This is a genomic window from Plantibacter sp. M259, assembly GCF_006065115.1.
GTDB classification, from domain to species: domain Bacteria; phylum Actinomycetota; class Actinomycetes; order Actinomycetales; family Microbacteriaceae; genus Plantibacter; species Plantibacter auratus.
In genome coordinates, this window is sequence record NZ_CP040750.1 from 1841992 (window position 1) to 1867693 (window position 25702).

The 25702-nt window shown below is 67.7% G+C and carries 20 protein-coding genes and 1 pseudogene; 8 read left to right on the forward strand and 13 right to left on the reverse strand.

The genetic code is table 11. The annotated features are described in order from the left end of the window. Nucleotides 1-21: 21 nt before the first annotated feature. The gene (locus FGL15_RS21480) at nt 22-945 is read right to left on the reverse strand and encodes an efflux RND transporter permease subunit (RefSeq protein ID WP_370282218.1); all 924 of its coding nucleotides are present in this window, start codon (nt 943-945) and stop codon (nt 22-24) included. Nucleotides 946-1359: 414 nt separating this feature from the next. Further along, nucleotides 1360-3617, reverse strand: a pseudogene (locus FGL15_RS21485) (efflux RND transporter permease subunit); the annotation flags it as partial. 256 nt (nt 3618-3873) lie between these two features. On the opposite strand from FGL15_RS21485, the gene FGL15_RS08535 reads away from it, so the two are divergent. After that, nucleotides 3874-4254 (forward strand): hypothetical protein, encoded by a 381-nt coding sequence (locus FGL15_RS08535; protein WP_064294055.1) that lies wholly within the window; start codon nt 3874-3876, stop codon nt 4252-4254. 19 nt (nt 4255-4273) lie between these two features. Here FGL15_RS08535 and FGL15_RS08540 read toward each other — a convergent pair whose 3' ends face one another. The 3 genes from FGL15_RS08540 to FGL15_RS08550 form a co-directional block, all read right to left on the reverse strand. Further along, a complete protein-coding gene (locus FGL15_RS08540) occupies nt 4274-4846 on the reverse strand; it encodes a hypothetical protein (protein ID WP_138945707.1) in 573 nt (190 codons plus the stop codon). 9 nt (nt 4847-4855) lie between these two features. Then, entirely contained in the window at nt 4856-6898 is a 2043-nt protein-coding gene (locus FGL15_RS08545) for a primary-amine oxidase (protein WP_138945708.1), read from the reverse strand. Nucleotides 6899-6959: 61 nt separating this feature from the next. After that, nucleotides 6960-8438: an APC family permease gene (locus FGL15_RS08550; protein ID WP_138945709.1), complete on the reverse strand. Its 1479-nt coding sequence runs from the start codon at nt 8436-8438 to the stop codon at nt 6960-6962. A gap of 212 nt (nt 8439-8650) precedes the next feature. Between FGL15_RS08550 and FGL15_RS08555 the strand changes: the two genes are divergently transcribed. The 7 genes from FGL15_RS08555 to trxA all read left to right on the forward strand — a co-directional run bounded on the left by FGL15_RS08555 (nt 8651) and on the right by trxA (nt 18229). Continuing rightward, nucleotides 8651-10141: an APC family permease gene (locus tag FGL15_RS08555; RefSeq protein WP_138945710.1), complete on the forward strand. Its 1491-nt coding sequence runs from the start codon at nt 8651-8653 to the stop codon at nt 10139-10141. Then, on the forward strand, nt 10138-10863 hold the full coding sequence (locus FGL15_RS08560) for an IclR family transcriptional regulator (protein WP_138945711.1): 726 nt from the start codon (nt 10138-10140) through the stop codon (nt 10861-10863). The genes FGL15_RS08555 and FGL15_RS08560 overlap by 4 nt, the downstream gene beginning before the upstream one ends. 76 nt (nt 10864-10939) lie before the next feature. Next, nucleotides 10940-12619 carry a DHA2 family efflux MFS transporter permease subunit gene (locus FGL15_RS08565; protein WP_138945712.1) on the forward strand — a complete coding sequence of 560 codons (1680 nt, stop codon included), beginning with the start codon at nt 10940-10942 and terminating at the stop codon, nt 12617-12619. A gap of 134 nt (nt 12620-12753) precedes the next feature. After that, nucleotides 12754-15093, forward strand: a complete 2340-nt coding sequence (locus FGL15_RS08570; protein WP_138945713.1) for a DUF6049 family protein — start codon at nt 12754-12756, stop codon at nt 15091-15093. Continuing rightward, nucleotides 15086-16702, forward strand: coding sequence for a murein biosynthesis integral membrane protein MurJ (gene murJ / locus FGL15_RS08575; RefSeq protein ID WP_138945714.1), 1617 nt, complete (start codon nt 15086-15088; stop codon nt 16700-16702). The genes FGL15_RS08570 and murJ overlap by 8 nt, the downstream gene beginning before the upstream one ends. Nucleotides 16703-16852: 150 nt before the next feature. Then, nucleotides 16853-17863: a thioredoxin-disulfide reductase gene (gene trxB, locus FGL15_RS08580; RefSeq protein ID WP_138945715.1), complete on the forward strand. Its 1011-nt coding sequence runs from the start codon at nt 16853-16855 to the stop codon at nt 17861-17863. A 45-nt stretch (nt 17864-17908) separates the two neighbouring features. Then, nucleotides 17909-18229, forward strand: a complete 321-nt coding sequence (gene trxA / locus FGL15_RS08585) for a thioredoxin (RefSeq protein ID WP_064294045.1) — start codon at nt 17909-17911, stop codon at nt 18227-18229. A gap of 267 nt (nt 18230-18496) precedes the next feature. On the opposite strand, the gene FGL15_RS08590 is transcribed toward trxA, so the two are convergent. The 8 genes from FGL15_RS08590 to rpmH all read right to left on the reverse strand — a co-directional run bounded on the left by FGL15_RS08590 (nt 18497) and on the right by rpmH (nt 25641). Further along, nucleotides 18497-19552, reverse strand: coding sequence for a ParB/RepB/Spo0J family partition protein (locus tag FGL15_RS08590; RefSeq protein WP_138945716.1), 1056 nt, complete (start codon nt 19550-19552; stop codon nt 18497-18499). Continuing rightward, entirely contained in the window at nt 19552-20454 is a 903-nt protein-coding gene (locus FGL15_RS08595; RefSeq protein WP_274500041.1) for a ParA family protein, read from the reverse strand. The genes FGL15_RS08590 and FGL15_RS08595 overlap by 1 nt, the downstream gene beginning before the upstream one ends. 2194 nt (nt 20455-22648) lie before the next feature. Further along, on the reverse strand, nt 22649-23290 hold the full coding sequence (gene rsmG, locus FGL15_RS08600) for a 16S rRNA (guanine(527)-N(7))-methyltransferase RsmG (RefSeq protein ID WP_138945718.1): 642 nt from the start codon (nt 23288-23290) through the stop codon (nt 22649-22651). Nucleotides 23291-23320: 30 nt separating this feature from the next. Beyond that, nucleotides 23321-23824: a R3H domain-containing nucleic acid-binding protein gene (locus FGL15_RS08605; RefSeq protein ID WP_064294041.1), complete on the reverse strand. Its 504-nt coding sequence runs from the start codon at nt 23822-23824 to the stop codon at nt 23321-23323. Nucleotides 23825-23832: 8 nt separating this feature from the next. After that, complete coding sequence (yidC, locus tag FGL15_RS08610) at nt 23833-24816, reverse strand: membrane protein insertase YidC (RefSeq protein ID WP_064294040.1); 984 nt, start codon at nt 24814-24816, stop codon at nt 23833-23835. Nucleotides 24817-24825: 9 nt separating this feature from the next. After that, on the reverse strand, nt 24826-25137 hold the full coding sequence (yidD, locus tag FGL15_RS08615) for a membrane protein insertion efficiency factor YidD (RefSeq protein ID WP_138945719.1): 312 nt from the start codon (nt 25135-25137) through the stop codon (nt 24826-24828). Next, nucleotides 25134-25565, reverse strand: a complete 432-nt coding sequence (gene rnpA / locus FGL15_RS08620) for a ribonuclease P protein component (protein ID WP_370282165.1) — start codon at nt 25563-25565, stop codon at nt 25134-25136. The genes yidD and rnpA overlap by 4 nt, the downstream gene beginning before the upstream one ends. Continuing rightward, nucleotides 25504-25641, reverse strand: coding sequence for a 50S ribosomal protein L34 (gene rpmH, locus FGL15_RS08625; RefSeq protein ID WP_056010217.1), 138 nt, complete (start codon nt 25639-25641; stop codon nt 25504-25506). The genes rnpA and rpmH overlap by 62 nt, the downstream gene beginning before the upstream one ends. Nucleotides 25642-25702: the final 61 nt, after the last annotated feature.

Consider the following 25702-nt stretch of genomic DNA (forward strand, 5'->3'; position numbering starts at 1 on the left):
CCGCCCACCCCGCACCCGCCGTCAGCGATTCGTGGTGAGGATCGCGTCGAGGTCCTCGTCGGTCTGCTCGTCGTGCTCCTCCGCCTCGTGCCGAGCAGCCTTCGCCGTGCGCTTCCGCTCACGCTTCTCCAGACGGCGCTCGGTCCGGCGCTCCAGGAGCAGGTACAGCACCGGCACGAGGATGAGCGTCAGGAGCGTCGACGACACCAGGCCGCCGATCACGACGATCGCGAGCGACTGCGAGATGAACACCCCACCGCCGGTGAGGCCGAGCGACATCGGCACGAGCGCGAAGATGGTCGCGCAAGCCGTCATGATGATCGGCCGCAGACGGAGTCGGGCTCCGTGCAGGACCGCGTCGTCGATGCCGTCGCCCCGAGCCCGGTACGAGTTGACCAGGTCGATGAGGACGATCGCGTTCGTGACGACGATGCCGATGAGCATGAGGAGGCCGATCATCGACGGGATGCCGAGCGGTGTCCCGGTGATGAGGAGCGCAGCGATCGCGCCGGTCGCTGCGAAGGGCACGGAGACCAGCAGGATGAGGGGCTGCAACAGGCTCCGGAACGTCGCCACCATGACGATGAAGACGAGCACGATCGCGATGAGCATCGCGAGGCCGAGCTGCGCGAAGGACTCCTCCTGGTCCTGGGCGACACCGCCGACCGAGGCAGTGACCCCGCTCGGCAGGTCCAGTCCGGCGAGGCCCTCCCGGACCGCGAGCGTCGTCGCGCTGAGGTCGTCACCCGTCGGCGTCGCCGACACGGTCACGGTGCGGACACCGTCGATGCGCGTGATCGCCGCTGCGGCACGTTCCTCACCCACCTGCGCGACAGCGCTGACCGGGATCGGGACGGCGCTGACGTTGGCGAGGTCCTTCTGCGCCTGGGTGAGGCGGTCCGCCTCAGCCTGCTGCTCGGCCGCCTCGCTCTCGGCGTCCCGCATCGCGGTCAGCTGCTCGTCGATGGTCGTGATCGTGCCCTGGAGCTGGGAGATGGCGTCGCTCAGCCCGGCGAGTTGGGCGGCGCGGGCCTCGTAGGCCTGTCGTGCCGCTTCCTCCTCCGGGGTCGTTGGCGTGACCGGCGGCACCTCGACGGGAGCCGATTGCAACGCGCTCAACTGGGCCCGCAGGGCGTCGAGCTGCGACGCCGCGGTCGAGCGGGCCTCCTGGAGTTCCGAGCGCTGGGTCGCGGCCTGCGATGCCGCCTCGTCCTTCGCACGCTGGGTGGCCTCGTCCTGTTCGGCCGTGAGGGCGTCGGTCGCGGCCTTCTGGGCCGCGGCCTGCTGCAGCGCGCTGACCGGAAGCGGCAGCGCGGCGATCTCGGCCGGTGTCGTGCCGACCCGCTGCGAGCGCACGATGATGTCGCGAGACGAGCCCTCGAGGATGACCGAACCCATCGGCGTGCCGCGGAGCGCACTGGCGATGGCCTGGCCGACCTGTTCCTGCGTGAAGCCGTACCGAGCGGCGGCGGCGCGGTCGACGTTCACCTTGAGCAGGCCCTGCTCGTCGGCGAGGTCGCTCGTCGCATCGCGGAGGCCGTCCGTGCCGCCGAGCATGTCCTGCACCGCGGCCGCCGCTGTGGCGAGCGCCACGGGGTCCTCACCCTGCAGCGTGACCTCCATACCGCCTCCGCCACCGGTGAATCCGCCCGCGGCGTCACCGACGGTGACCTCTCCGACGTCGTCGAGCTTCGCCACAGCCTTCCGGATGGTGTCGGCGACGCCCTCGCGCGAGCTCTCCTCACCGACGGTCACGCTGATCTGTGCCGTGTTGCTCGAGCCGTTCCCACCGACGGTGGTCAGGTACCCGGAGACGCCGGCGGTCTTCGCGAGGACCGCTTCGACGGCCGCGGCCGCGTCGCTGGTCACGTCGAGGCTCGTCCCCTCGGGGAGTTCCTGCGTGACCGTGACGGTGTTCTCGCCCCCGATGTCGCCGAGGTAGTCGGTCTTCAGGAACCCGGCCGAGACGATCGTCCCGGCGAACACGACCGCCGCCACGAGCAAAGTCACGACCGGACGCTTCAGGGCGGTGCGCAGGACCGGCAGGTAGGCGCGCTGGAGCTTGGAGTACGCCTCGGACTTGTCCTCGACCACGGACGCCTCTTCGGTGGCCGCGTCGTCGGTGGCCTTGCCCACAGCCGGGGCGGAGGAGCCTCGCATGAACCAGTAGGCGAGCACCGGCACGATCGTGAGCGACACCACGAGGGACGCGATGAGCGCGATCGACACGGTGACGGCGAACGGTCGGAAGAGCTCACCGACCGTCCCGCCGACGAAGGCGACCGGGAGGAACACGGCCACCGTCGTGATCGTCGACGCGGTCACGGCCCCGGCGACCTCGCGGACCGCCTCGACGACACTCGAGGTCGTCATCGCCCGCCCGGTGTGCCGACGTTTGATGTTCTCGATCACCACGATCGAGTCGTCCACCACGCGTCCGACGGCGACGGTCAGCGCCGCGAGCGTGAAGATGTTGAGCGAGTAGTCGCCGATCCACAGTCCGATCATCGCGATGAGGAGGGAGAGCGGGATCGACACGGCCGTGATGATCGTGGACCGGATCGACAGCAGGAAGACCAGGATCACGATGATCGCGAACAACAGCCCGAGCCCGCCCTCGACGGAGAGGTCGTGGATCGACTGCTCGACCATGGGCGACTGGTCGAAGACGACGGTGAAGGCCGCACCCGAGCCGAGCTCCTGCTCCAGCCCGGGGAGGGCGTCGCGGATGGTGTGGGCGAGTTGGACGGCGTTGGCCGACGGATCCTTGAGGATCGTGAGTGACAGCGACGGGAGACCGTCCGCCCGGGCGATGGAGGTCTCGGCCGCGGGCACGAGCTCCACGTCCGCGACGGCGGAGAGCGCGAAGGGCCCGTCCTCGTGCTGGATGGGGAGCGCCTGCACCTCGGCCAGCGAGCCGACGGGTGATCCGACCTCGATCGAGAGTTCCTTGCCGGCGTCGACACTCGTTCCGGCAGCCGTGATGACACCACTCGCTTGGACGGCCGCCATGACCTCCTCTGCGGTCACCTTCTTGGCCGCGAGGTCGGCCGGACGCATCGTGATGACGAGCTGCGTGGCGTTCTCTCCCGCGAGATCGACCTGGCGGACGCCCGCGATCCCACGGAGCGCGGGAAGCACGGTGGACTCGACCTTGCCCGCGAACTCGCCGGACTCGTCCTCGGACGCGACCGCGAGTTGCAGCACGGGGATGTCCTCGCTCCCACCGGCGTAGACCTCGGTGGTCGTGTCGTTCGGGAGCGTGCTCTTCAGGCCGGCGAGGGCGCTGCGGATGTCGCCGACGATCTTCTCGTCGTCCTGGCCGAAGTCCCAGCTCACCTGCACGGATGTGGAACCGCTGACCGACGTCGAGGTGACGCCGGTGACGCCCTTGACCCCTGGACCGCCTGCTCGACGGGCTTCGTGACCTCGCGCTCGACCGACGACGGCGAGGCGCCGGGATACGTCGCGGCCACGACGGCACCCGGCTGCTGCACGGACGGCAGGAGTTCCTGCTTCAGCGAACCGACTGCGAAGAGTCCGAAGGCCACGATCGCGGCGGTGATGAGGCCGACGATCAGTCGATTGGCGAGGCTGAGCCTCGTGAGGAATGACATGGAAGGACGGGCCTCTCGGTCGCGGAGTGGGCGCTATCCGCCCCACTCCACGCTATGGAGCGCGGCCACCGACCACATCCGCATGAGGATGGACCTGATGCGACCCCGGCATCCGCCGATCGGACGACATCGGTGGTCCTGCGGTACCAGCCTCGGCCGCGAGGGAGCTGCGCCTTGACGGCACGGTCCGCCGATACCGGGCGTACCCTTGATACCCGAGTGCGCGCCGCGGGGTGCGCCGGAGCGAGGAGGGTACGTGGATCTGCAGGCCGTCGACCTCCCCAGGTTGCGCCGCGACGCTCAGCTCGAGCGCGAGGTGATCATCGAGCACCGCGCCCGCGACGGCGAGGACCCCTGGGACTTCCTGCCCTCGATGCCGACGGTCGACGAGCTCGTCGTCGCCGTCCTCCGGGACGACGCGCTGCACGCCCGGGGTCTGGCCGCCCAACACGCGATGGCACGGCTGGCCGGCTACTCCTCGCTCGATGACGCCCAGGACCACCGCGACAACGCGGATCACCTGGAGTACGAGGTGCTCCGAGAGATCGCCCGCGTGCACCCTGAGCTGACCCGAGCGGTGTGGCGGATGTCCGGCAAGGTCGCCCGGCCGCCGTGGGAGGGCGACGACGCCGAGTGAGTCGACGCCGCCGCCCGGGTCACAGCGCCACGGCGAGCCCCATGGTGACGACGGAGGCCGTCATACTCGCAACCTCGATGACCACCACCCGCTCGCGTCGTCGAGCCGCCTCGACGGCCAGCCGAGTGGACAGGATGACGAACCCCGCGATGCCGCCCGCCAGCAGCACTGCGGGGAGGACATCCGTCCCGATCCGATGTCCTGCCGAGTGCATGCCCGATCCTGCATATACGCTCCCGGCGGCATGACCCGCCATGGTGCACACGAGACCCGCCATGATCACGAGGCCGCTCGAGGTGTGCACGGTCATCGCCGCACGATGTCGTGTGGCGGCCAGCGCGACGGCGTCGTCGACCGGAGCCGGCAGACCGGTGATCGACCGCAGCCGGACCGCCGAGGCGACGGCGAGGACGATCAGGACGACGGCCCAGAGCAACGGATGCAGTATCCCGACACCGGTCGCCAGGTCGAGCATCGCCGCGAGCATGACGATCGCAGCCACGAGGTCGAGGGGTCCGCGTCGGCCGCCGACGGTGCAACAGGCGCCGACGGCGGCCGGGACGAGCGCCCCGAGATGGAGGACCTCGCTCATCGCCGCGACCTAGTGCCCGCGGCCACAGTGCTCCTCGGCGCCCTGGTCGAGAGCGCCGTGTCCCGCGTGCGCGGCACCGGTGTCGTGTGAACAGTGCCCGACCGCTTCGTTCGGCGGGACGTTCAGGGTCGGGTTCTTGCCGAAGAAGCCGTAGGGCTTGAGCGTGAACCGGGCGTAGTCCACCGGCATGACCGGCCAGTCCTCCGGACGCGGGAAGTGCGTCGGTCCGAACGTGTGCCAGAGGACGATGTCCTCGCCGTCGATCGACTCGTCGCCCTCGATGAACCGCGTGATGCCGTCGCCACCCGGGTTCTGGTGGACGAAGTCGCCCGCCGCGTATCGTTCAGCCGGGTCGTACTTCGTGACGAAGAGGTGCTTCGTCGCGAACTCCGCCCGCTTGGCGATCGACGACGACGCGTCGGCCATCAGCGTCGGCGACTCCTGCGGGTACAGCACGTACCCCGTCGGGCGTCCCATCCGGTTCGTCTTCTCCGTGTTGACGATGTACCAGGCTCGAGCGGACGAGCCGTCCGCCACGCGTCCGGACCCCGCTTCCGTGCTGAGCCGCGTGACCCGCTTCGTGAAGGCGTTGCCGTGCTCGTTCCCCGGGCCGATCGGCACCCGGACCGCGTCCACCTCGTCGACCGCGTTCGACAGACCGTCCACCATCATGTCCAGGCGGGCCGAGAACAGGTGCTGGTGGTACGGCCCACCGAGCCCGGGCGCGACCTCCGAGGCGTACGGGTAGTCGGCGCCGTCCGCGTCGAGCCCGGGGTACGCGGAGGTGAAGAGGATGCCCGTCAGCTTCGACTCGCACTCGATGGTGCCGTCGAGGTACAGGTACCAGTAGAACCCGTAGTCGTAGTTGCCGACGGTCGTGAAGAACGAGACGACCAGCCGACGCGACCGCCGGACCTCGTTCGAGCCGGTGTACAGGTCGGAGTGCTTCCAGAGGGTGCCGAAGTCCTCCTCGTGCATGCAGATCCCGTTCTCGATCGTGAACGGGTTGCCGAGTTCATCGGCGAGTACCGCGTCGAAGTACTTGATCTCGCCCACGCAGTCGCACCCGAGCGCCAAGGAGTTCGTGAACCGGCCGAACAGGTACTCGCCGGTGTCGAAGTAGTTCTGCCAGAAGCGCACGGGGGAGGGGTCGCCGTAGGGGACCAGCATCTCGTTGATCGACGCCCGGTAGATGATCGGTCGTTCCTCGCCGGCGTCGTCGAACGAGAGCTGCCGGAGGACGAGGCCCTCACGGACGTCGAACCCGACCTGGAACCGCCAGTTGCCCCACTCGACGAACTCGCCGTCGACCTGGAAGCTCGGACCCTCCGGCTGGGTGATGACGATCGGCTTGAGCGAGGAGAGCGGAGCACCCTGGACCGCCGGGTCGTCGAAGTTCCCGCGCTCCGCCGGGATCGCCAGGGCTGTCGCGTCGATGAGGCGGGTGATCCGTCGTGCCGCGGTGTCGACATAGGCGCTCAGCCCGTCGACGGGGTGGGCCCACGGGTGGTCGGCCGGGTAGTCCTGGCGGAACGCGAGGACCCGGACGATCCGACGCCCGACCTCCTCGGGATAGTCGTAGAAGCCGGCCGACAGCGGGACGACCTTCACCTCGTCGACCGTGCAGCCACGGGCGGCGAGGGCGGCGACCCACCCCTCGTCCTCCGCCACGATCTCCGCGATGGCGTCGAACTCCTCGATGAGGATCGGCAGTTGGCCGCGGGAACCGTCCAGGACGACCGTGCTGAGCAGGGACCCGCTGTCGATGGACACCACGTTGTCCGTCGATCGACCCGTGGCCATGTCGAGCAGCATCACGCGGGCGAGGCGTTCCGGCAGGGGACCGTCGCCGGCCTGCCAGGCGAGCACCGCCCGCTTGTGGGGCTCCTCGAGGCCGACGTAGGCGAACCGGGTCGTCTCGGTGAAGTCATCGAAGCCGGTGACGATGTCGCGGATGCGGTCGAACTCCGGCGCGGACAGGCTGGCGAGCGGGTGCTGGACGGGCGTGTCACCGTCGGCGCTGCGCAGGGTGGTGGGGTCGGTGATGGTCATCGTGATGCTCCTGGTTCGGTGATGCGGGTGGTCGCAGGTGGCGAGGGGAAGGGTCGGTTGGTCAACCGCCGATGGCGTCCATGACGTCGGCGTAGGCGGCCGGGCGACGACGACGCAGGTACGCGGCCTGCACGAGGCCGACGACGGGGCAGACCGCGATGAGGGCGAGGAGGACGGCGCTCACGGTTCCGAACACGGGGTTGCCGCCCGCATCCACGTCTCCGACGAGCATCGGGAAGTAGACGACGATCACGACGGCGGAACCGACGAGTCCGATGAACCCGAGGCCGGGTGCGACGACCGTGTTCCACACCCGCCGATCCTGCTTCGTGCGAGCGAAGTACACGATCACCGCGAGGCTCGTGACCGCCATGAGGATCGCGATCGCGAGGGTCGCGACGCCGGCGAACCACGTGAACACCTGCAGGACGGGGTCGAGACCGAGCACGGCGAAGACGACGATCAGGATCGCCGCGGTGGCGCTCTGGACGAGCGACGAGGTGTGCGGCGAGAGGTGCTTGGGGTGGACGCCGCCGAGCCGGCCCGGCAGGACGCCGGCGTTCGACATCGTGTGCTGGTACCGGGTGATGACGTTGTGGAAGGACAGGACGCAGGCGAACATGCTCGTGATGAGGAGGACGTTGATGACGAGCTCTCCGACCGGGCCGAGGTAGAGCAGGGTGGTGCGGAGGATCATCGCGCCGGGATCCTCACCGGCCACGGCGAGGACGTCGTCCGGGCCCCAGGCCATGACCAGCGCCCAGGAGGCGAGGGTGTAGAACAGGCCGATCCCGATCACCGCGATGTAGGTCGCCCGCGGGATCGTGCGAGACGGGTCCTTCGCCTCGTCTCGGAAGATCGCGGTCGCCTCGAAGCCGATGAACGCCGCGATCGCGAACATCAGTCCGACACCGGGCGACCCGGAGAACACCTGCTCGGGCATGAACGGCTCAGCCGACAGCCCGTCGGCACCGCCGGTCACGATGACCGCCCCTGCGAGGACGAGGACGATCCCGACCTCCGCCACGAGCAGGACGCCGAGGACCTTCGAGCTGAGGTCGATGTGGCGGTAGCCGAGCAGACCGACCACGGCGATCGACGCGAGCGAGTAGAGATACCAGGGGATCTCCGGAGCGCCGAGGCCGGCGAAGGTCACGCTCAGCAGGTAACCGATGTAGCCGTACACCGACACCTGGATGGTCGTGTAGGTCAGGAGGGCGAGGAACGCCGACGCGAGACCGGCCGGTTTGCCGAGCCCGTATCCGACGAAGGTGAAGAAGGCACCCGGCTTGGGGACGTGCCGCGTCATGGCCGAGAGTCCGACGGCGAACAGCAGGAGGATCAGGGCGGACACGACGTACATGCTCGGGAAGCCGACCCCGTTGCCGAGCAGGATGCCGAGCGGTGCGGCTCCACCGACGACCGTCAATGGCGACGCCGCGGCGACGACCATGAAGACGATGGCGGTGACGCCGAGCGATCCCTTCAGGGACCGGGTGGGCTGTCCGGCATCGGTGGCCGGACCTTTCGTGACGGTCATGGACACTCCTCGTGCAATGCGGCGGTATCGGGACGAGGCCAGCATCGCGGTCTGCTGTTGCCGCCTCGTCTCGTCGCCGTAACACCTGCTCGGCACCGAATGAGACCGGTCGACACCGCTGTCTCATTTGACGGTCATGAAGCCGAAACACGCCCGCCACGCCGGTGCAACGGGACGCGCCTAGCCTGAACGACGAGGAGGAGGTGAAGGACGTGACGGCTCTGGAACGCGCGATCAGCAATCCTCCGAGCGTCCGCGGTCTCGAGTCCCGGTCACCGGTCGACGGCCTCCGGCGGCGCAGTGTCGGATTCATCGACGTGTTCGCCCAGTCCGTCTCGGCGGTGGCGCCGTCCGCCGCTGCGACGACGATCCCGTTGATCGTCACCGTGACCGCGGGCGGGGCGACCATGTGGTCGCTCGCCATCGCGATGCTGCTGTCGTTGCTCGTCGCCACCACCGTGAACGTGTTCGCGAAGCGCATCGCCGCGACCGGCTCGCTGTACACCTTCGTCTCCAAGGGGCTCGGAACGGGTGCAGCCTTCGTCACGGGCGTCGCGCTGCTCATCGGGTACGGCTTCATCGCCATGTTCGCCCTGGCCGGTGCCGGGTACTACCTGTCGATCCTGCTGCACCGGTTCTGGCCCGGCATGCCGAGTTCGACGGGTGTCGTGTCCGCACTCCTCGTCTGCATGGCCGTCGTCTGCCTCGTCGTGCTCGTCCGCGGGATCCACCTGTCCACCCGGGTGACCCTGATCGTGGAGAGCGCCTCGGTCGCGACCATCCTCATCCTCGTGGGCGTGCTCCTGTCGCAGCTCGGACCGACGCCTGATTGGGCCGTGCTCGGGCTGGACGCCTCCCCGGAGCACCTCGCGGTCGGATCGGTCCTCGCCGTGACCGCCTTCGTCGGATTCGAGAGCTCCTCGACGCTCGGCGTCGAAGCCCGTCGGCCGTTCGCGAGCATCCCCCGGTCCCTGGTCTGGACCGTCGTCGGCGCGGGTCTCCTCTTCCTCGTCACCTCGTACAGTCAGCTGGCGGGCTTCGCGGCGTTGGGGGAGGACATCACCGCGACGCGGACGCCCATCAACGACCTGGCGCTGGCCTTCGGCGTCGAATGGATGGGGCTGCTGCTCGACCTGTCTGTCGCGGCGTCGTTCCTCGCCTGTGCGATCGCCTCCATCACGGCGTTCTCGCGGGTCGTGTTCTCGATGGGTCGAGAGGGGGTCCTCCCGTCGCGCCTCGGGACCACGCACGGCCGGTTCCGTACGCCCCATGTGGCGATCATCACGGCTCTGGCGATCGTCACGCCCGTCTCGGTGCTCGCGCTCGTGCTGACCGGAGGAGCCTGGGCGGCGATGCAGGTCCTCATCGTCGTGGCCGCGGCCGGGTACATCACCGCCTACGTTCTCGTCTGCATCGCAGCGCCGGTCTTCCTCTGGCGGATCGGGGAACTGACGCTCGGGCCGCTCCTGCGAGCGGTGGTGGCCGGGGTGTTGCTGTCCGTCGCGCTCGTCGTCTATCTGGTCGTCGAGAGCGCCGGCGAGCGGGCTGTCGGCGTCTGGGTGTTCCTCGTCACGATGGCGCTCGGCATCGCGATCTGGGCGATCCGGCATCGACGCCGACCGTGGCTGAGTTCGACCGTGGGGGTCTACGACGAGACGGTGAGCGCCGACGTGCTCGGCGGACCGTCCGCGGAGCCCCGGTGAGCGGCGCGGGCGAGCTCCGCGCCCGACAACCGAAGGCCGTGCACAGCGCGCTCACCGTGCTCGAGGAAGTCGCGCGATGCGGTGCCGGTGTGACGGCGCAGGAGGTCTCGGCCGGACTCGACATGCCGAGGGCGACCACGTACCGACTCCTCAACCTCCTCGTCCAGGACGAATACCTCGTCCGCATGCCCGATCTCCGTGGATTCGCGCTCGGACGGAAGGTCGTCGAGCTCGCCCATCTCGTCGCTCCAGCACCACCCCCGCTCGCTGCGCGCGAGGTGATCGGACGATTGCGGTCGAGTGTGCGAGGCGGGGTCCACCTCGTGCGGTACGAGGGCGATCGGATCAGGATCGCGGATGCGGATCCCGACTTCCCGTTGAGTGACGAGCAGCGGATCGTCAGGCGTCTCGACACCTCCGCGATCGGGCGTCTGCTCCTGCACGAGCTCGCTCATGGCGGATACGACTGGTCAGGACTCGTCCAGCGGCCGTTCCGAGACGCCGAGCCCTTGATCCGCGACGTCGAACGACTCGGGTACGCACGGCAAGTGGGTGAGGTGACGCCCGGTCACGGTTGCCTCGTGGTCCCGATCCGGGACGACCGCGGCGGTCTCGTCGCGGGGCTGTCGCTCTCGGCACCGAGTGAGCGGATCGAGCGCCCCGCCGCACTCCTCGACCTCCTGATGGACGGCTCGCGCCAGCTGCAGCCGCTCCTCGTCTGATCGCCGGACATCCGTGTGACATCAGCCTCGAGAAGGCGCATAATCAGAATATGCAGCCAGCTGATCGTTTCCGCGCATGACGAAGTCCACGCCTTCCGCGAAGCCTGAGCGCTCGCCGTCGGACCGTCGCAAATGGTTCGGTCTCGTCGTCATCGGCATCGCCGTCGCCCTCATCATCGTCGACTCGACGATCGTCAACGTGGCGATCCCGTCGATCGTCGACGACCTCGGGATCTCCTCGACCCAGGTGCAGTGGGTCCAGGAGTCCTACACGCTCGTCTTCGCCGCACTGCTCATCGTGTTCGGCACGCTCGCCGACCGGTTCGGCCGTCGTCGCATGCTGCTCGTCGGCATCGTGGTCTTCGGCGGAGCCTCCGTCTTCGCCGCCATCGCGCCGACGGGCGACCTCCTGATCCTGTCCCGGGTCATCCAGGGCGTCGGCGGCGCGATGATCCTGCCGACGACCCTCTCGATCATCAACGCGACCTTCCGAGGCCGCGACCGTGCGATCGCCTTCGCGGTCTGGGGCTCCACGATCGGGGGCATGGTGGCGGTCGGTCCGCTCCTCGGCGGCTGGCTCACCACCGACTTCTCCTGGCGCTGGGCGTTCGGGATCAACGTGCCGCTCGGCGTCCTCATCATCGTCGGACTGCTCCTGTTCGTGTCGGAATCGCGGGAACCCGCGACCGACCGCATCGACGCCGTCGGCGCCGTCCTGTCGATCCTGACGAGCGCGTCCCTCGTCTACGGACTCATCGAGGGCAGGAGTCTCGGGTGGTGGCTCACCGACAACCCGCTCGTCATCGGGGACTGGACCTGGCCGTTCAGCCTCTCACCGGTACCTGTTGCCCTCATGGTCACGGTCGTCGCAGGTGTCGCGTTCGTCCTCTGGGGACGCCACCGGATGCGCCAGGGGCGCAGCACGATCATCGCGTTCTCCCTGTTCTCGCTGCCGTCGTTCCGGAACGGCAACATCGCCGCACTCATCGTCTCCCTGGGGGAGTTCGGCATCATCCTCTCCCTGCCGATCTGGCTCCAGTTCGTCCTCGGCTACAGCGCACTGCAGACCGGTCTGATCCTCCTGGCCCTCGCGATCGGTTCCTTCGTCGCGAGCGGGTTCGCCGGCGCGTTCGGCAACCGGGTCGCACCCGTCCTGATCGTCCGCGTCGGCATCGTCGCGGAGATCATCGGTGTCGCGGGCATCGGGCTGGTCGTCGGGCCGGCGACCGAATGGTTCGCGATCGTGCCGTTCCTGTTCGTCTACGGCTTCGGCGTCGGTCTCGCCACCGCACAGCTGACGGGCGTCGTCCTGAAGGATGTGCCCGTCGAGCAGAGCGGCCAGGGTTCCGGGACGCAGAGCACGGCGAGGCAGATCGGCTCGGCACTCGGTATCGCCGTCCTCGGGACCATCCTCTTCGTGAGCACGGCGTCGGTCCTCGACGGACGACTCGAGGAGGCCGGTGTGCCGACCGCGCAGCGCGACGCCCTCGTGACGAGTGTCGTCGACAGTTCGGGCGCCGCCATCGCCGGTCTCGACGCGAACCCGGCGACCGCGACGATGGCCGAGGACGCCAGGATCGCCCTGTCGGACGGCACCCGCTCCGCGGCGTTCGCGGCCGCAGGATTCCTGGCCGTCGGCTTCCTCGCCACCCTGTCGCTCGGGGCCGGGCGCCGGGAGGACCGAGAGGACGAAGCCGGAGCACGAGCGGACGGGACGGACTCCTCCGAGCCGTCCGACCCGACCTCGCGGACGTAGGGCTCGAGGCCGCCTCACACCTCCGCCGGCGGCGAATCGGCGTCTCCCAGGACATCGGCACCCAGGTTCGACTGGGAGGCCCCCGTACAATCGTCACCGGACGGCTCCGCCCGAGCGGACCGTCCCCACCGCCCATGACACGCCACCGCCACCGCCCACGCCTCCTCAGCGCCCTCGCAGCAGCCGCGCTGTCGTTCGCCGTGGTGTCCGCCGGCGCATGGTCCACGGGTTCCGGCGCGATCGCCTCGCCCGAGCTGAGCGCGAACACGGCATCGACTCCCGACGGCCTCGTGTCCGTCGAGGTGAGCCCGAGCGACGGGGGAGCGGTCGAACCTTCGTCCCTCACCTCGTTCGGCATCACGCTCACGAACGGCACCGACGCCGACCTCCCCGCCGGCTCCGTGTCCGTGGCGGTCACCACGGCGCGGATCACGGGCACGGCGGCGCTCGACGCCTGGCTCGACACGACCGGGGCGGACGCGGCCGCGACGCCCGCCGGCACCACCGTGGTGCGGACGATCGACATCCCCGAGCTCATCGCCGGACAGCAGTACGTCGTCAGTGGGCTCGACTTCACTCCTCCGGCGCTGGGGTTCGACGACGCCGACGCGTGGGGCTCCTACGGCGTCTCCGCCGGCTACGTCGCGGGCGACACGGCGGCCGGAGGTCGAACGGCGCTCGTCTGGCGGGCGCAAGGACAACCCACGTCAGCCGCCGTCGCGCTCGTGGCCCCGCTCACCGTGCCCCTCAGCTACGGCGGACTCCTCGATGCGGACGAACTCGCCGAGCTCACGGCCGACGACGGTGCGCTCACGACACAGCTCGACGCACTGTTCGGCGAGCAGATCGCACTCGGGATCGACCCACGCATCATCGCGTCCATCCGGGCGCTCGGCACGCGCGCACCAGAGAGCGCCGTCGCCTGGCTCGCCCGCCTCGAGGCCGCTCCGAACGAGACCTTCGCGCTCCAGTACGGCGACGCAGAACCCGCCGTGCAGGCCGAAGCCGGCCTCGACCGACTGCTGACGCCGAGTTCGTTCTCCTTCGCCCTGAACGTCGCCGACTTCCCCGTCGTTCAGCCGACCGAGACGCCCACCCCGACCGCGTCGCCGACCACCGGGCCCGACGACGTCCAGCCGACTCCGCAGGCCGGTTCCTCACCCGCCACGTCCACCGACCCGTCGGCGGCAGCCACTCCATCGGAGGAACCGGCACCCACACCGAGCCCGTCCGAGACTCCCGGGCAGGCGGTGCCGACCGTTCCGACGATGGGCGAGCTCCTCAGGTGGAGTTACTCGCTCCCCAGCATCGTGTGGGCGGGCGGCGCGGTGACCGATGCGGATCTCGCCGTCTTCGCCGCATCCGGCGGAACGGTCACGTTGCTCGACTCCGCGAACACGACCGACGCCGGACAGTCCGTGCGCGCCTCGGCGACGGTCGGCACGGCGCAGACGCTGCTGGCCGACCACGGCCTCGCCGAGTCGCTGGGCGACGCCGCCGCCGCCACGACGGACGCCGCGTTCGAGAGCGCCATCGCCGACGTGAACGCGCGGGCGGCCGCCATCGGCACCGAGGGTTCGTCCGGCGGAACGGTCGTCGCCGTGCTGCCGAGGGGAGTGGACGCGACCCTGCCCGCCCTCGCCGACACCGTGAACGCGCTCCGCTCCCTGCCGGCCACGACGCAGACCTCCCTGGCGGCGACGCTGGCCGAGCCTCCGGCCGCGGCGACGCTCGGGGCGATGGCACCCGACAGCGAACGCGTGTCCGACGTGCAGGTCCTCCTCGACGAGGAACAGGACGTCACCGCCTTCTCCTCGGTGCTCGACGAACCCGAGCTGCTGACCGGACGGGAGCGCGCCACCCTGCTCTCCACCCTCGCGGCCGGCTGGCTGGGTGCGGAGGGCGGCTGGGGATCGGCGGTCACCGCACAGCAGGAACGGACGGACACGGTCCTCGCGTCGGTGCGCGTCACCGACAGCAGTCGCATCAACATGGTCGGCGGCGAGGTTTCCCTACCGTTCGCCGTCCGCAACGACCTGCCCTATCCCGTCACCGTGGTCATGGAGGCCTCACCGAGCAACGGTCGATTGAGCATCTCCGGTTCCGTGACGCAGGAGATCGCCGCGGACTCGCGCGCCACCGTGCTCGTCCCCGTGCAGTCACAGATCGGCAACGGCGACGTCACCCTCCGTCTGCAACTCTTCAGCACCAGCGGGCAGGCGATCGGTGAACAGTCCTTCGTGGGCGTGAACGTCCGCGCCGACTGGGAGGGCATCGGTGCCGTCGTCCTCGCCCTGCTCGTCGCCCTGCTGTTCGTCAGCGGCGTGGTCCGTATGGTGTTGAGCCGTCGGGCCAAGCGACGCGGCTCGGGTACCACGTCCGCCGCCTCCGCAGATGCTCCGGACAGCGGTCAGCCCCCCGGCGGTGAGCCCCCGGTAGAGTCGTCACCCGGACGACAGGAGACGAATGGCTGACGGCATCGGCAGGGCGAGCGCGCTCCTCGCCTCGGGAACCCTCGTCTCCCGACTGCTCGGCTTCGTCAAAGCCGCCCTCGTCGCGAACATCATCGGTCTGGGTATCGTCGGCAACGCATTCGGCGTCGCGAACCAGCTGCCCAACACGATCTACGTGATCATCGGGGGAGGCGTCTTGAGCGCAGTCCTCGTCCCGCAGATCGTCAGGGCGAGCATCCACCTCGATGGCGGAAACGCCTACATCAACAAGCTCGTGACGATCACCCTCGTCTTCATCGGAGGTGCCACCGTGCTGGCCACCGCCATAGCCCCGGTGTTCGTGTTCGCGGCAGCAGCGACACTTCCGGCCGATCAGTTCGCTCTTGCGACCGCGTTCGCGTACTGGTGTCTCCCCCAGATCCTGTTCTACGCGCTCTACACCGTCCTCGGCGAGGTGCTCAACGCGCGAAAGATGTTCGGACCCTTCACCTGGGCACCCGTCCTCAACAATGTCGTGGCGATAGCCGGGCTGGTCCTCTTCGTCGTGCTGTTCGGTGCTGATACGCCGAAGTTCAGCGAGTGGACACCGACCATGACTGCGGTCATCGGTGGATCTGCCACGCTCGGCGTCATCGTCCAGGCGTTCTTCCTCATGTTCTTCTGGCGTCGGGCCGGCCTTCGCTTCCGGCCTGACTTCCAATGGCGTGGCGTCGGGCTCCGCGCCACCGGCAAGATCGCCAGTTGGACCTTCGGGATGCTCATTCTGACGACCGCGGCCGGTCTGATCGAGACGCAGGCCGTGGCCTCCGCATCCGGACAGGGGCCGTCGATCATCGCCCTGCAGAACGCGTGGCTCATCTTCATGCTGCCGCACTCGATCATCACGGTTTCGGTCGCCACGGCCTACTTCACGAGAATGAGCGAGCACGGCCAAGGAACGCGCGCGGGTGGACCGGACTTCACGAGTCTGCGCTCGGACGTCTCTGCGGCGATCCGCGTCGTGAGCCTGCTCATCGTCTTGGCATCCGCCGTGATTATGGTGGTCGCCGTACCCTTCGCCAGCGTCTTCGCGAAGTCGACGGGCGAGAGCATCGATCTCGGAATCGTGATCATCGCGTTCGTCATAGGGCTCGTGCCGTTCTGCATCCTGTTCATCCTGCAGCGAGCGTTCTACGCCCTCGGAGACACGAAGACTCCGTTCTTCTACACACTGTTCCAGACACTGTTGTTCACCCTCCTCGCGCTCATCGTCGTGATGACGATGCCCAAGGAGTACCTCGGTGCCGGCGTGGCGCTCTCCATCACCATCGCCGGGATTGCGCAGGCTTGCGTCGCCGCTTGGCTCCTCAGAAGACGGTTGCGGTCGCTCGACCTCGGCACGATCATTCCGAGTCTCCTGCGATACGCCGCCGCCGCCGTGCCTGCGGCTGTGGTCGGAGTCGTCGTGCTGTTGCTGCTCGGCGGTGTCAGCGAGGAGGGGTTCCCGACCGCCACGATCCCCGGCGCCATCGTCACCATGGCCGTCGTCGGGGCGGCGATGGCCGCCGTGTACCTCGCGGTGCTCGCCCTCCTGCGCACGCCGGAGCTCAAGGCGGCCTTGGCGCCCGTCCTCGCCCGGTTCGGACGCTGACACCGACGCGTCGACACCACCTCACGCACACCGGCTGAGAGCTGCCCGGGGCCCCGGGGGAGCGGAATAGCGGCCGGTTAGGATGTGTTACACCACTCGGAACCCCGGAACCCACCTGGTCCGGGAGCCCACGAACCACTGAGGAGCATCGTGCGTCAGGTCATCATCATCGGATCAGGACCCGCCGGCTACACGGCGGCGATCTACGCTGCCCGCGCCTCGCTGCAGCCGCTGCTCGTCGCGTCATCGGTCGAAGCCGGCGGCGAGCTCATGAACACCACCGAGATCGAGAACTTCCCCGGCTTCCCCGAGGGCATCCAGGGCCCCGAGCTCATGATGAAGCTCCAGGAGCAGGCCGAGCGCTTCGGCACCGAGGTGCTCTACGACGACGTCACCGAGCTCAAGCTCGACGGCGACGTCAAGACGGTCACCCTCGGCAACGGACAGGTGCACGAGGCGCACACCGTGATCTTCGCCACTGGCTCCGCCTACCGCAAGCTCGGCCTCCACGACGAAGAGCGGCTCTCCGGCCACGGTGTGTCCTGGTGCGCCACCTGCGACGGCTTCTTCTTCAAGGAGAAGACGATCGCGGTCATCGGCGGCGGCGACAGCGCCATGGAGGAGGCCACATTCCTCACGCGGTTCGCATCGAAGGTGTACGTCATCCACCGCAAGGACACCCTCCGCGCGTCGAAGATCATGCAGGACCGCGCGTTCGCGAACGAGAAGATCGAGTTCATCTGGAACAGCGAAGTCGCCGGCATCACCGGTGCCGACGCGGTCGACGGCGTGACCCTGCGCTCGACCATTGACGGCACGGAGACCCACCTGCCGCTCGGTGGCCTGTTCATCGCGATCGGCAACGACCCGCGTACGCACCTCATCCACGGCCAGCTGGAGCTCGCCCCCGAAGGCACGATCGCCGTCAAGGGCCGCTCGTCGAAGACCAACCTCCCCGGCGTCTTCGCCGCTGGCGACGTCATCGACCCCACGTACCGACAGGCCATCACCGCTGCCGGCAGCGGCACCATCGCCGCCCTCGACGCGGAGCACTACCTCGCAGACCTCGAGCAGGCTGCTGGGGAAGCGTCGGCCATCGGCGAGGCACAGACGGCCGGTCGTCCGCAGCCGGCCGACCCCGTGCTCACCACCACCGTTTGATCGACGGCCAGGCTGTCGGCCTGGCCACCACGAAGGAGAACACTCATGTCAGATGCAGTCACCGAGGCCACGTTCGACGAACTGGTCATCAACAGCGACAAGCCCGTCCTCGTCGACTTCTGGGCCGCCTGGTGCGGTCCGTGTCGCGCGGTCGGCCCGATCCTCGACACGATCGGCTCCGAGAACAGCGACAAGATCACCGTTCTCAAGCTGAACGTCGACGAGAACCCGAACCTCGCCATGAAGTACCAGATCACCTCCATCCCCGCGATGAAGGTCTTCAAGGGCGGCGAGGTCGTGCAGACCGTCATCGGCGCCAAGCCGAAGGCAGCACTCGAGAAGGATCTCGCAGCTTTTCTCGCCTGATCAGGTTTTTCTGAACCACGGAACCGCCCGACTCATCCGAGTCGGGCGGTTCTTCGTTGTCGGGCTGTTTCACGTGAAACATCCCGAAATATTGCTTTGATCAGGGGGTTAACAATCACAGAGCGCGCGCGGCACTTCGACAAGCTCAGTGACCGAGATGGGGCGACCGTCCGCCAATCCACGGATCCCACGGTCTCGGTCCCTGAGCCTGTCGAAGGGTATGAGCAACCTCGCGGCCGATCGGCCCATGTTTCACGTGAAACAGCGTCAGGAAGCCTGACCGAATCCGGACTCGCCAAGCTCGCTCAGGATGCGGTTGAGGTCGGCGATGGTCGCGAACTCCACGACCATCTGTCCCTTCTTCGCACCGAGCGTCACCTTCACGCGAGTGTTCAGACGGTCGCCGAGGCGGTCTGCGATCTCATCGAGTTGACCGCGTCGCGATCCGGCGATCGGACGCGGCTTCTTCGCCTGAACGCCCTGAGCCGCAGCAGCCTCGGCCGCGCGAACTGACAGGTCCTCGTTCACGATCTTGTCGGCCAAGCGCTGCTGGGCCTCAGGATCGGTCAGCGACAGGATGGCGCGAGCATGTCCGGCGCTCAGCACGCCGGCAGCAACGCGCTGCTGCACGGCCGCCGGGAGCTTGAGCAGGCGAATCGTGTTGCTGATCTGGGGGCGGGACCGACCGATGCGGTTCGCAAGCTCGTCCTGCGTGATTCCGAAGTCGGCCAAGAGCTGCTGGTATGCAGAAGCCTCCTCGAGCGGATTCAGCTCGGATCGGTGCAGGTTCTCGAGCAGCGCATCGCGCAGCATGTCCTCGTCGGCGGTGTCCTTGATGATCGCAGGGATGCGGTCGAGACCCACCTCCTTCGAGGCGCGAAGACGCCGCTCACCCATGATGAGTTCGTATCGCTCGTCGTCGCCAGGGATCGGCCGGACCACGATCGGCTGCAGTACGCCGACCTCACGGATGCTCGTGACGAGTTCAGCGAGGTGGTCCTCATCGAAGACCGTGCGCGGCTGGTTGGCGTTCGGCACGATCAGTTCGGGGGAGAGGTACGCCAGCCGAGCACCGGGGACGGCCACGAGCTGCGGCCCATCTGCCGTGGTTGCAGCGGCGTCCGGTGCAGTGGGGGCGTCGGTTGCCGCCTCTGCTGCTGCGGCGTCCGCGGCGGCGGTCGCCGCGTCCTTCGCTGCCTTGCGGGCAGTGCCCTGGTTGTCGGGGAAGAAGACGTCGACGGGACGGTTCGCCTGCGAGTCTGAACTCGTCGTCGGAATGAGTGCACCGATCCCGCGACCGAGTCCAGTTCGTTTCGTTGCCATCAGTGACTGACTCCCTCAGGGTGGTTCGTATCGGGTGTATCGGAGGAGCCTGCGGCCCATCGGTTGGCGATCTCCGCCGCTGCTTCGAGATAAGACACTGCGCCGAGCGACGTGGGGTCGTAGCTGATAACACTCTGCCCGAAGCTGGGGGCTTCAGAGATGCGCACCGCTCGTGGGATGACCGACTCGAGGACCTGCCCGGTGAAGTGGTCTCGGACGTCTTGAGCCACCTGCTGCGCGAGGTTGGTGCGCCCGTCGTACATGGTCAGGAGGATGGTGCTGACGGCGAGCCCTGGGTTCAGGTGCCGCTGGATCAGCTGGATGCTACTGAGGAGCTGGCTCAAGCCCTCGAGCGCGTAGTACTCGCACTGAATCGGGATGAGTACCTCTTTGGCCGCGACGAAGGCATTGATCGTCAGGAGGCCGAGGGACGGCGGGCAATCGATCAGGACGTAGTGGAACGGCTCTTCGGCGTCCTGGATGAACTGTTCGAGCGCCGTGCGGAGTCGGTGCTCACGCGCGACCTGTGACACGAGTTCGATCTCCGCGCCGGCGAGATGGATCGTCGAGGGAGCGCAGAACAGCGTGGGGAACTCGGGGCTCTGCTGGACGACATCGGCCAGGGGGAAGTCGTCGATCAGGACGTCGTAGACACTCGGGACATCCGAGTGATGCTCGACACCGAGTGCGGTGGACGCGTTCCCCTGGGGATCCAGATCGATCACGAGGACACGTGCACCCGAGCGGGCGAGGGCGGCGCCGATGTTGACGGTAGTGGTCGTCTTGCCGACTCCGCCCTTCTGGTTGGAGACCGTGAAGACCCGGGTGTGGTCGGGCGTCGGCAGGGTTGCGTGAGCCAAGGCTTTACGCCTCTCAGTCAGATGATGGAGCTCGCGAGCCAACGGCGTGGACGCGTCGAAGGCGCTACCAACGGAGTCGCGCTCGGGAGCCGCGGAATGCGTTGGTTCGGGTTGTTTCACGTGAAACCTTCTTGCTCGAAACGTGTACTTCAACCGTACCAGCGTGGGCTGACGCCAGGGGAGCGATCTCCGACAGTGATCGGGCGAGTGCGTACGCATGGCGGCACCAGAGCGCTGTTTTGCGACACCCGCATATCGTCGAACGGCCCGAGAGGTGCCCAGAACGGACACCTCGCCCTCATTCTTCCACAGGGTTATCCACAGGGCTCCGGCATGCCCGACGCCGGGTAACCACGTGCGCCTCGGGCGTGCAGGTCGAAGCTGATCAGACCAACCCAAGACGAGCCCGGCGGACCTGTGTTGACAACCATGAGGGAGGTTCCTCTGCGATCAGGCGGAGATCCGCGTCTTTCCGCGGAAGTTCGCCCCCAAACGCCGCGCGCCGGGTCCGGTACGTCCGGGCTCTTGCCCCGGTGCAGCTTGACCACAGTCTGGTTGTACGCCGGTCGGGGTCCGCTTCTTCACGGAGGATCACCAGTTCCTCCAGCTACGCGCGAGAACTGTCCACAGAGTTATCCACAGGCGCCATCTCTACACGCTCATATGGTGGAGAGCTGTGCGACTGGCACCAGTCCGCGCCAGCGTTTCACGTGATACCTAGACTCCCTGCAAGCCGAGCCGTCGAACGGCTTACATCGATAGGCGCCTTTGCAGCCTCTGGCCACCGCCGCTATCCGACTCACCGGTGTGATCCGACACTGGGGGGAGGGGTAGCCACGAAGCATCACGCAACCGGTCCGATCCCACACTCAGTCCGTCGTACCCGGCCACCGTTTCACGTGAAACACTCTCGCCAGGACCAACGAGCCGGATGGGTGTGATGTCGAGCGCAAGCCAGCCTGCTACCGCGCACTGTGCTCGTCGAACTCAACCCGTCTCCACCATCGCATCACAGCCACGCAGGAGTAAACCGCCGCCCATGTTCCACGTGAAACATCGAACACCGCGCCGGTCCCGGCACGACGGCCTCCCTGGGCGCGCACTCACTGAGTGAACTGGATCACACGACGCCAGTCCGATAGGAACCACTCCTGAGAACGATGGACTCAGCGAGTGGCATCGTCGCACGTTCCACGTGAAACGTCGCTCAATCTCATCCTTCCATCGGCAAGTACCCTCCGCCGAGGCTATTTGGGCGCAGAATCATGCGCCGTCAATCGGGAGTACGTCTGGTCCTTCCAAGCTGACGGGAGTCACGAGCACAACCTCCGCGGTGCCGGCCTACTTCGACACATCGTTACGCCGAATGGACGCCGTGCACCGTACATAGCCGCCCCGTCGGGGAGAGCGCACGGAGTAGCAGCAGGGGGCTCCAGCGTTACCGCTCCGCACGGCGCCAGAACCTCGAAGAACGGGACGACTTCGACGCACGCGATAGAGGCAGGCCGACCATCCTCTCCTTCTCCGGGCGGCAACTCACCCAGCGCCTCAGCCAACACCGACCCGCCGGCGGACATGAGCCTGCCGACGCTCGGGCGCCAGTCGGCCCGTAGGCACCTGAGGAACTGGCGGAATGCGCATCTCGCAGCAGGTGCCCAACGACAGGTCCGCCACGTGATGCACCACCGCGAGTCAATTGAGCGTGTGGGACGGGGCGACGCATCTTCCCTGCAACCAAGGACCGACCCGGACCTACCCGGACTGCGAACGAAGGCCACAGATCCCTGGCAAGCCCGACCGGATCACCAACCTGGGAGGTCCACCGTTCCCACCCGCACTCGTCCGTGATCTCCAAAGTGGCAGCTAGCTGGCCGGCCACCGCGCACAGCATCGACGTCTGGGTGCGCCGACCAGCGGAGCGCGGAGCATCGCCGCCCGTCGATGGCGGTGCCGGCGCAGCGTCACGAGACTGGGGCTACAGGCCAAGCGGAGAACATATATGAGATATCAGGAGCAACACTGCTGGCAAACGTTAGAAAACACTCGAATCCGGCCCGCCCAGCGCCCCAGATTCGTGTCCGAATGGACCGGAGAATCGTTCCTGACGAACTCAGGACCTCTGAACTGGCCGCATTTTCCGGGCCGGTTCGTCAGGAGCCATTCTCCCGAAAGCTCGCAAGCCGCCGAATATCGTCTGCGGTGCCCCTCACGGAGGCCCGAGCGCTCCCGACTGAATTCAGCCGCGAACGGTTCCCACGATGACCCGGGTCGGCTCCGCGAGAACGCCCTCGCCAAGCGTCCGAACCTCGACGCCGGAGACCCGGTACTTGCGAAGCTCCTTCGTCGACGCGTCGACCTCCGCCTGCGCGCCGGCGCCCTTCATGAGGACCAGCTCTCCGCCGTCCCGAAGCAGGGGAGCGGTGAGGGGGAGCAACTTGCGGAGCGCACTGACCGCTCGCGCGGTCACCTGGTCGAGGGGCTCCTCGAGGCGAACCTCCTCAGCGCGCGCTCGCACGACGGTGACGTTCTCGAGCCCGAGGACGCCGACCTGGTCGTTGAGCCAGGCGACCCGACGTTCCATCGGTTCGATGAGGACGAACTCGACATCTGGTCGCGCAATCGCGAGGACCAGTCCAGGCAGCCCCGCGCCTGTGCCGACGTCGCCGACTCGCCCGGGACGAAGGAGAGGAGCCACGATCACGCTGTTGAGGATGTGGCGCGTCCAGAGACGCGGAAGCTCTAGGGGACCGATCAGCCCGAGTGGCTCACCGAACTCCGCCAGGTTCGCGGCGAAGGCACGACCGACATCGATCCGGTCGCCGAACAACTCGGCTGCTTCCGCCGGTTCCGGTTCGAGTCCTGCAGGCACGTCAGTCATCGCAGTTTCACGTGAAACGATCAGGCCGCGTCAGCCGCGGGTGATGACGGTGTGACGGTCGCGGCCTTCGCCGTGCGACTCGGACACGAAGCCGCGAGCCGACACGATGTCGTGGACGAGCTTGCGCTCGTAGCTCGACATCGGGGGGAGTGCCGCCTCGGTGGAACCGGCCTCGATGCGCTCGACCGCTCGCTCCACGAGGGCGCCGAGCTCCTGCTGACGCGCTTCGCGGGATCCGCCGATGTCGAGGATGAGCCGGGAGAAGCCACCGGTCCGGTTCTGAACAGCCAAGCGGGTCAGCTCCTGCAGCGCGTTGACCGTGTCGGGACGCGACAGGAGACGCAGGTTGCTCTCCGTGGGGGAGTCGATCGACACGTACGCACGACCATTGCGGGCATCGATGTCGATGTCGCCATCGATGTCGCAGATGTCGAGGAACTCCTCGATGTAGTCCGCTGCGACGTCGCCCTCTTCTTCGAGCTGCGTGATGGTGGGTGCTTCGTCCTGGGCCGGGGCCAGTTCCTGGTCAGTCACCGATACTCCTACTTGTCTCGTCCGTCGGTCTGCTGCTTCTTCGCGCGCGCCTTGCCCATAGGCTGCTGGCGCTGCGTCGGGGTCTTCTTCTCGGGTACCGGCGCCTCGGAGATCGAGATGACGTCGCCGTTCGGCGTCATGAGCTTGCCCTTCCGCGCGAGACGCTCCTCACGAGCCTTCGCAGCATCGGAACCAGGCGTCGGCATGTTCCGGATGACGAGGAACTGCTGCACCATCGTCCACGCGTTGGACGTCAGCCAGTAGAACATGACGCCGAGCGGGAAGGCGAAGCCGGAGAAGAGGAACACGAAGGGCAGGATGTAGAGGAGGATCCGCTGCTGCTTGAACTGTGGGCTGGCCTTCGTCTCGGCCGACATGTTCTTCGACACGATCTGCAGCTGCGTGATGAACTGCGACGCGCACATGAGGATGACCATGACGGCGGCGATGATGACGACCGCCCAGTTGACCGGGTTGCCGGCGAGTGCCGCCTGCATGCTCGTGTGCAGCGGAGCGATCCCGAACAGGTTCGCGTCGCCGAACTGCACGGCGAGGGTCTCGTTCAGGGGACCGACGCCGGCCTTGCTCTTCTGGGCGTCGTTGAGCACGGAGAACAGGGCGAAGAAGATCGGCATCTGGACGAGCAGCGGCAGACATCCGCTGACGGGGGAGGTGCCGTGCTTCTTGTACAGCTCCATCGTCTCGCGAGACATCGCCTCACGGCTGGCCTGGTCGCGCTTGCCCTTGTACTTCTCCTGCACCTTCTTCATCTGCGGTGCGATCTCGAGCATCTTGCGCTGGCTCTTGATCTGCTTGATGAACAGGGGGATCAGGGCGGCACGGACGACGAGGACGAGCCCGACGATCGAGAGGACCCAGGTGAGACCGGCCGCGGGGTCGAGTCCGATGGCCGTCCACAGCAGGTGCCAGCCCACGAGGAGCAGCTCGACCGCCCATTTGAGCGGCCAGAGAATTGTGCCGATGATGTCCATAGGTGCGGGTCAGCCCTTTCCGTGGCTCGGTTGCACGACAAATCCGTGAGAAGTGACGCTGTACCGGAAGTTCTTCTTGGGTGGTACCTCGTCGAAACGAGGTGCTGCCCAGGGGTGGCATCTCGCGATGCGGGCCGCTGCCATCGCCGAACCGACGACGACACCGTGTTGCTGCACCGCTCCCAGAGCGTACGCGGAACAGCTGGGGTAATACCGGCAGACGTCGCCGTACAGCGGGGAGATCGCGGCGCGATACACGCGAAGCGCCAGCACCGCAGCATTGCGGGGCGCGAGGCAGGTGGCAGCGAGGACGCCGTTCATCGGTGCGCGTCCGAAGCCTCGACGATGACGCCGCGTTTGGCGAAGGCGCGATCGACCTCGGCATGGAGCGAGGCGAACGGCGCCGTCGCTGCAGACGGCAGTGCTCGGATGACCACGTCAGCGCCGTGGGCAGCCTGAACGACGCTGTCGTGGCAGATGGCCTTCAAGCGACGTCTGACGAGATTGCGGGTCACTGCGTTACCGACCGTTTTCGCAACGATGAACCCGAAGCGCGGCTGTCCGCCCTTCGGGTTCATGCGTACGTACGTGACCGTGTGCTCGCCGACGAACCGGGACCCGCGACGAACTACCCCTCGGTAGTCGTCGCCGGACGTGATCCGGCTCGCACGCTCGAGCACGACGGCTCTACGCGGAGAGTTCGGTGCGGCCCTTGGCGCGACGAGCCGACAGGATGCCGCGGCCGGCACGCGTGCGCATGCGCAGGCGGAAGCCGTGCTTCTTGGCGCGACGACGGTTGTTCGGCTGGAAGGTTCTCTTGCTCATAATTACGATCTCCGGATCATGACCCACCACTGCACAGGTGGCAGCAGGGTACGGAAGGGTG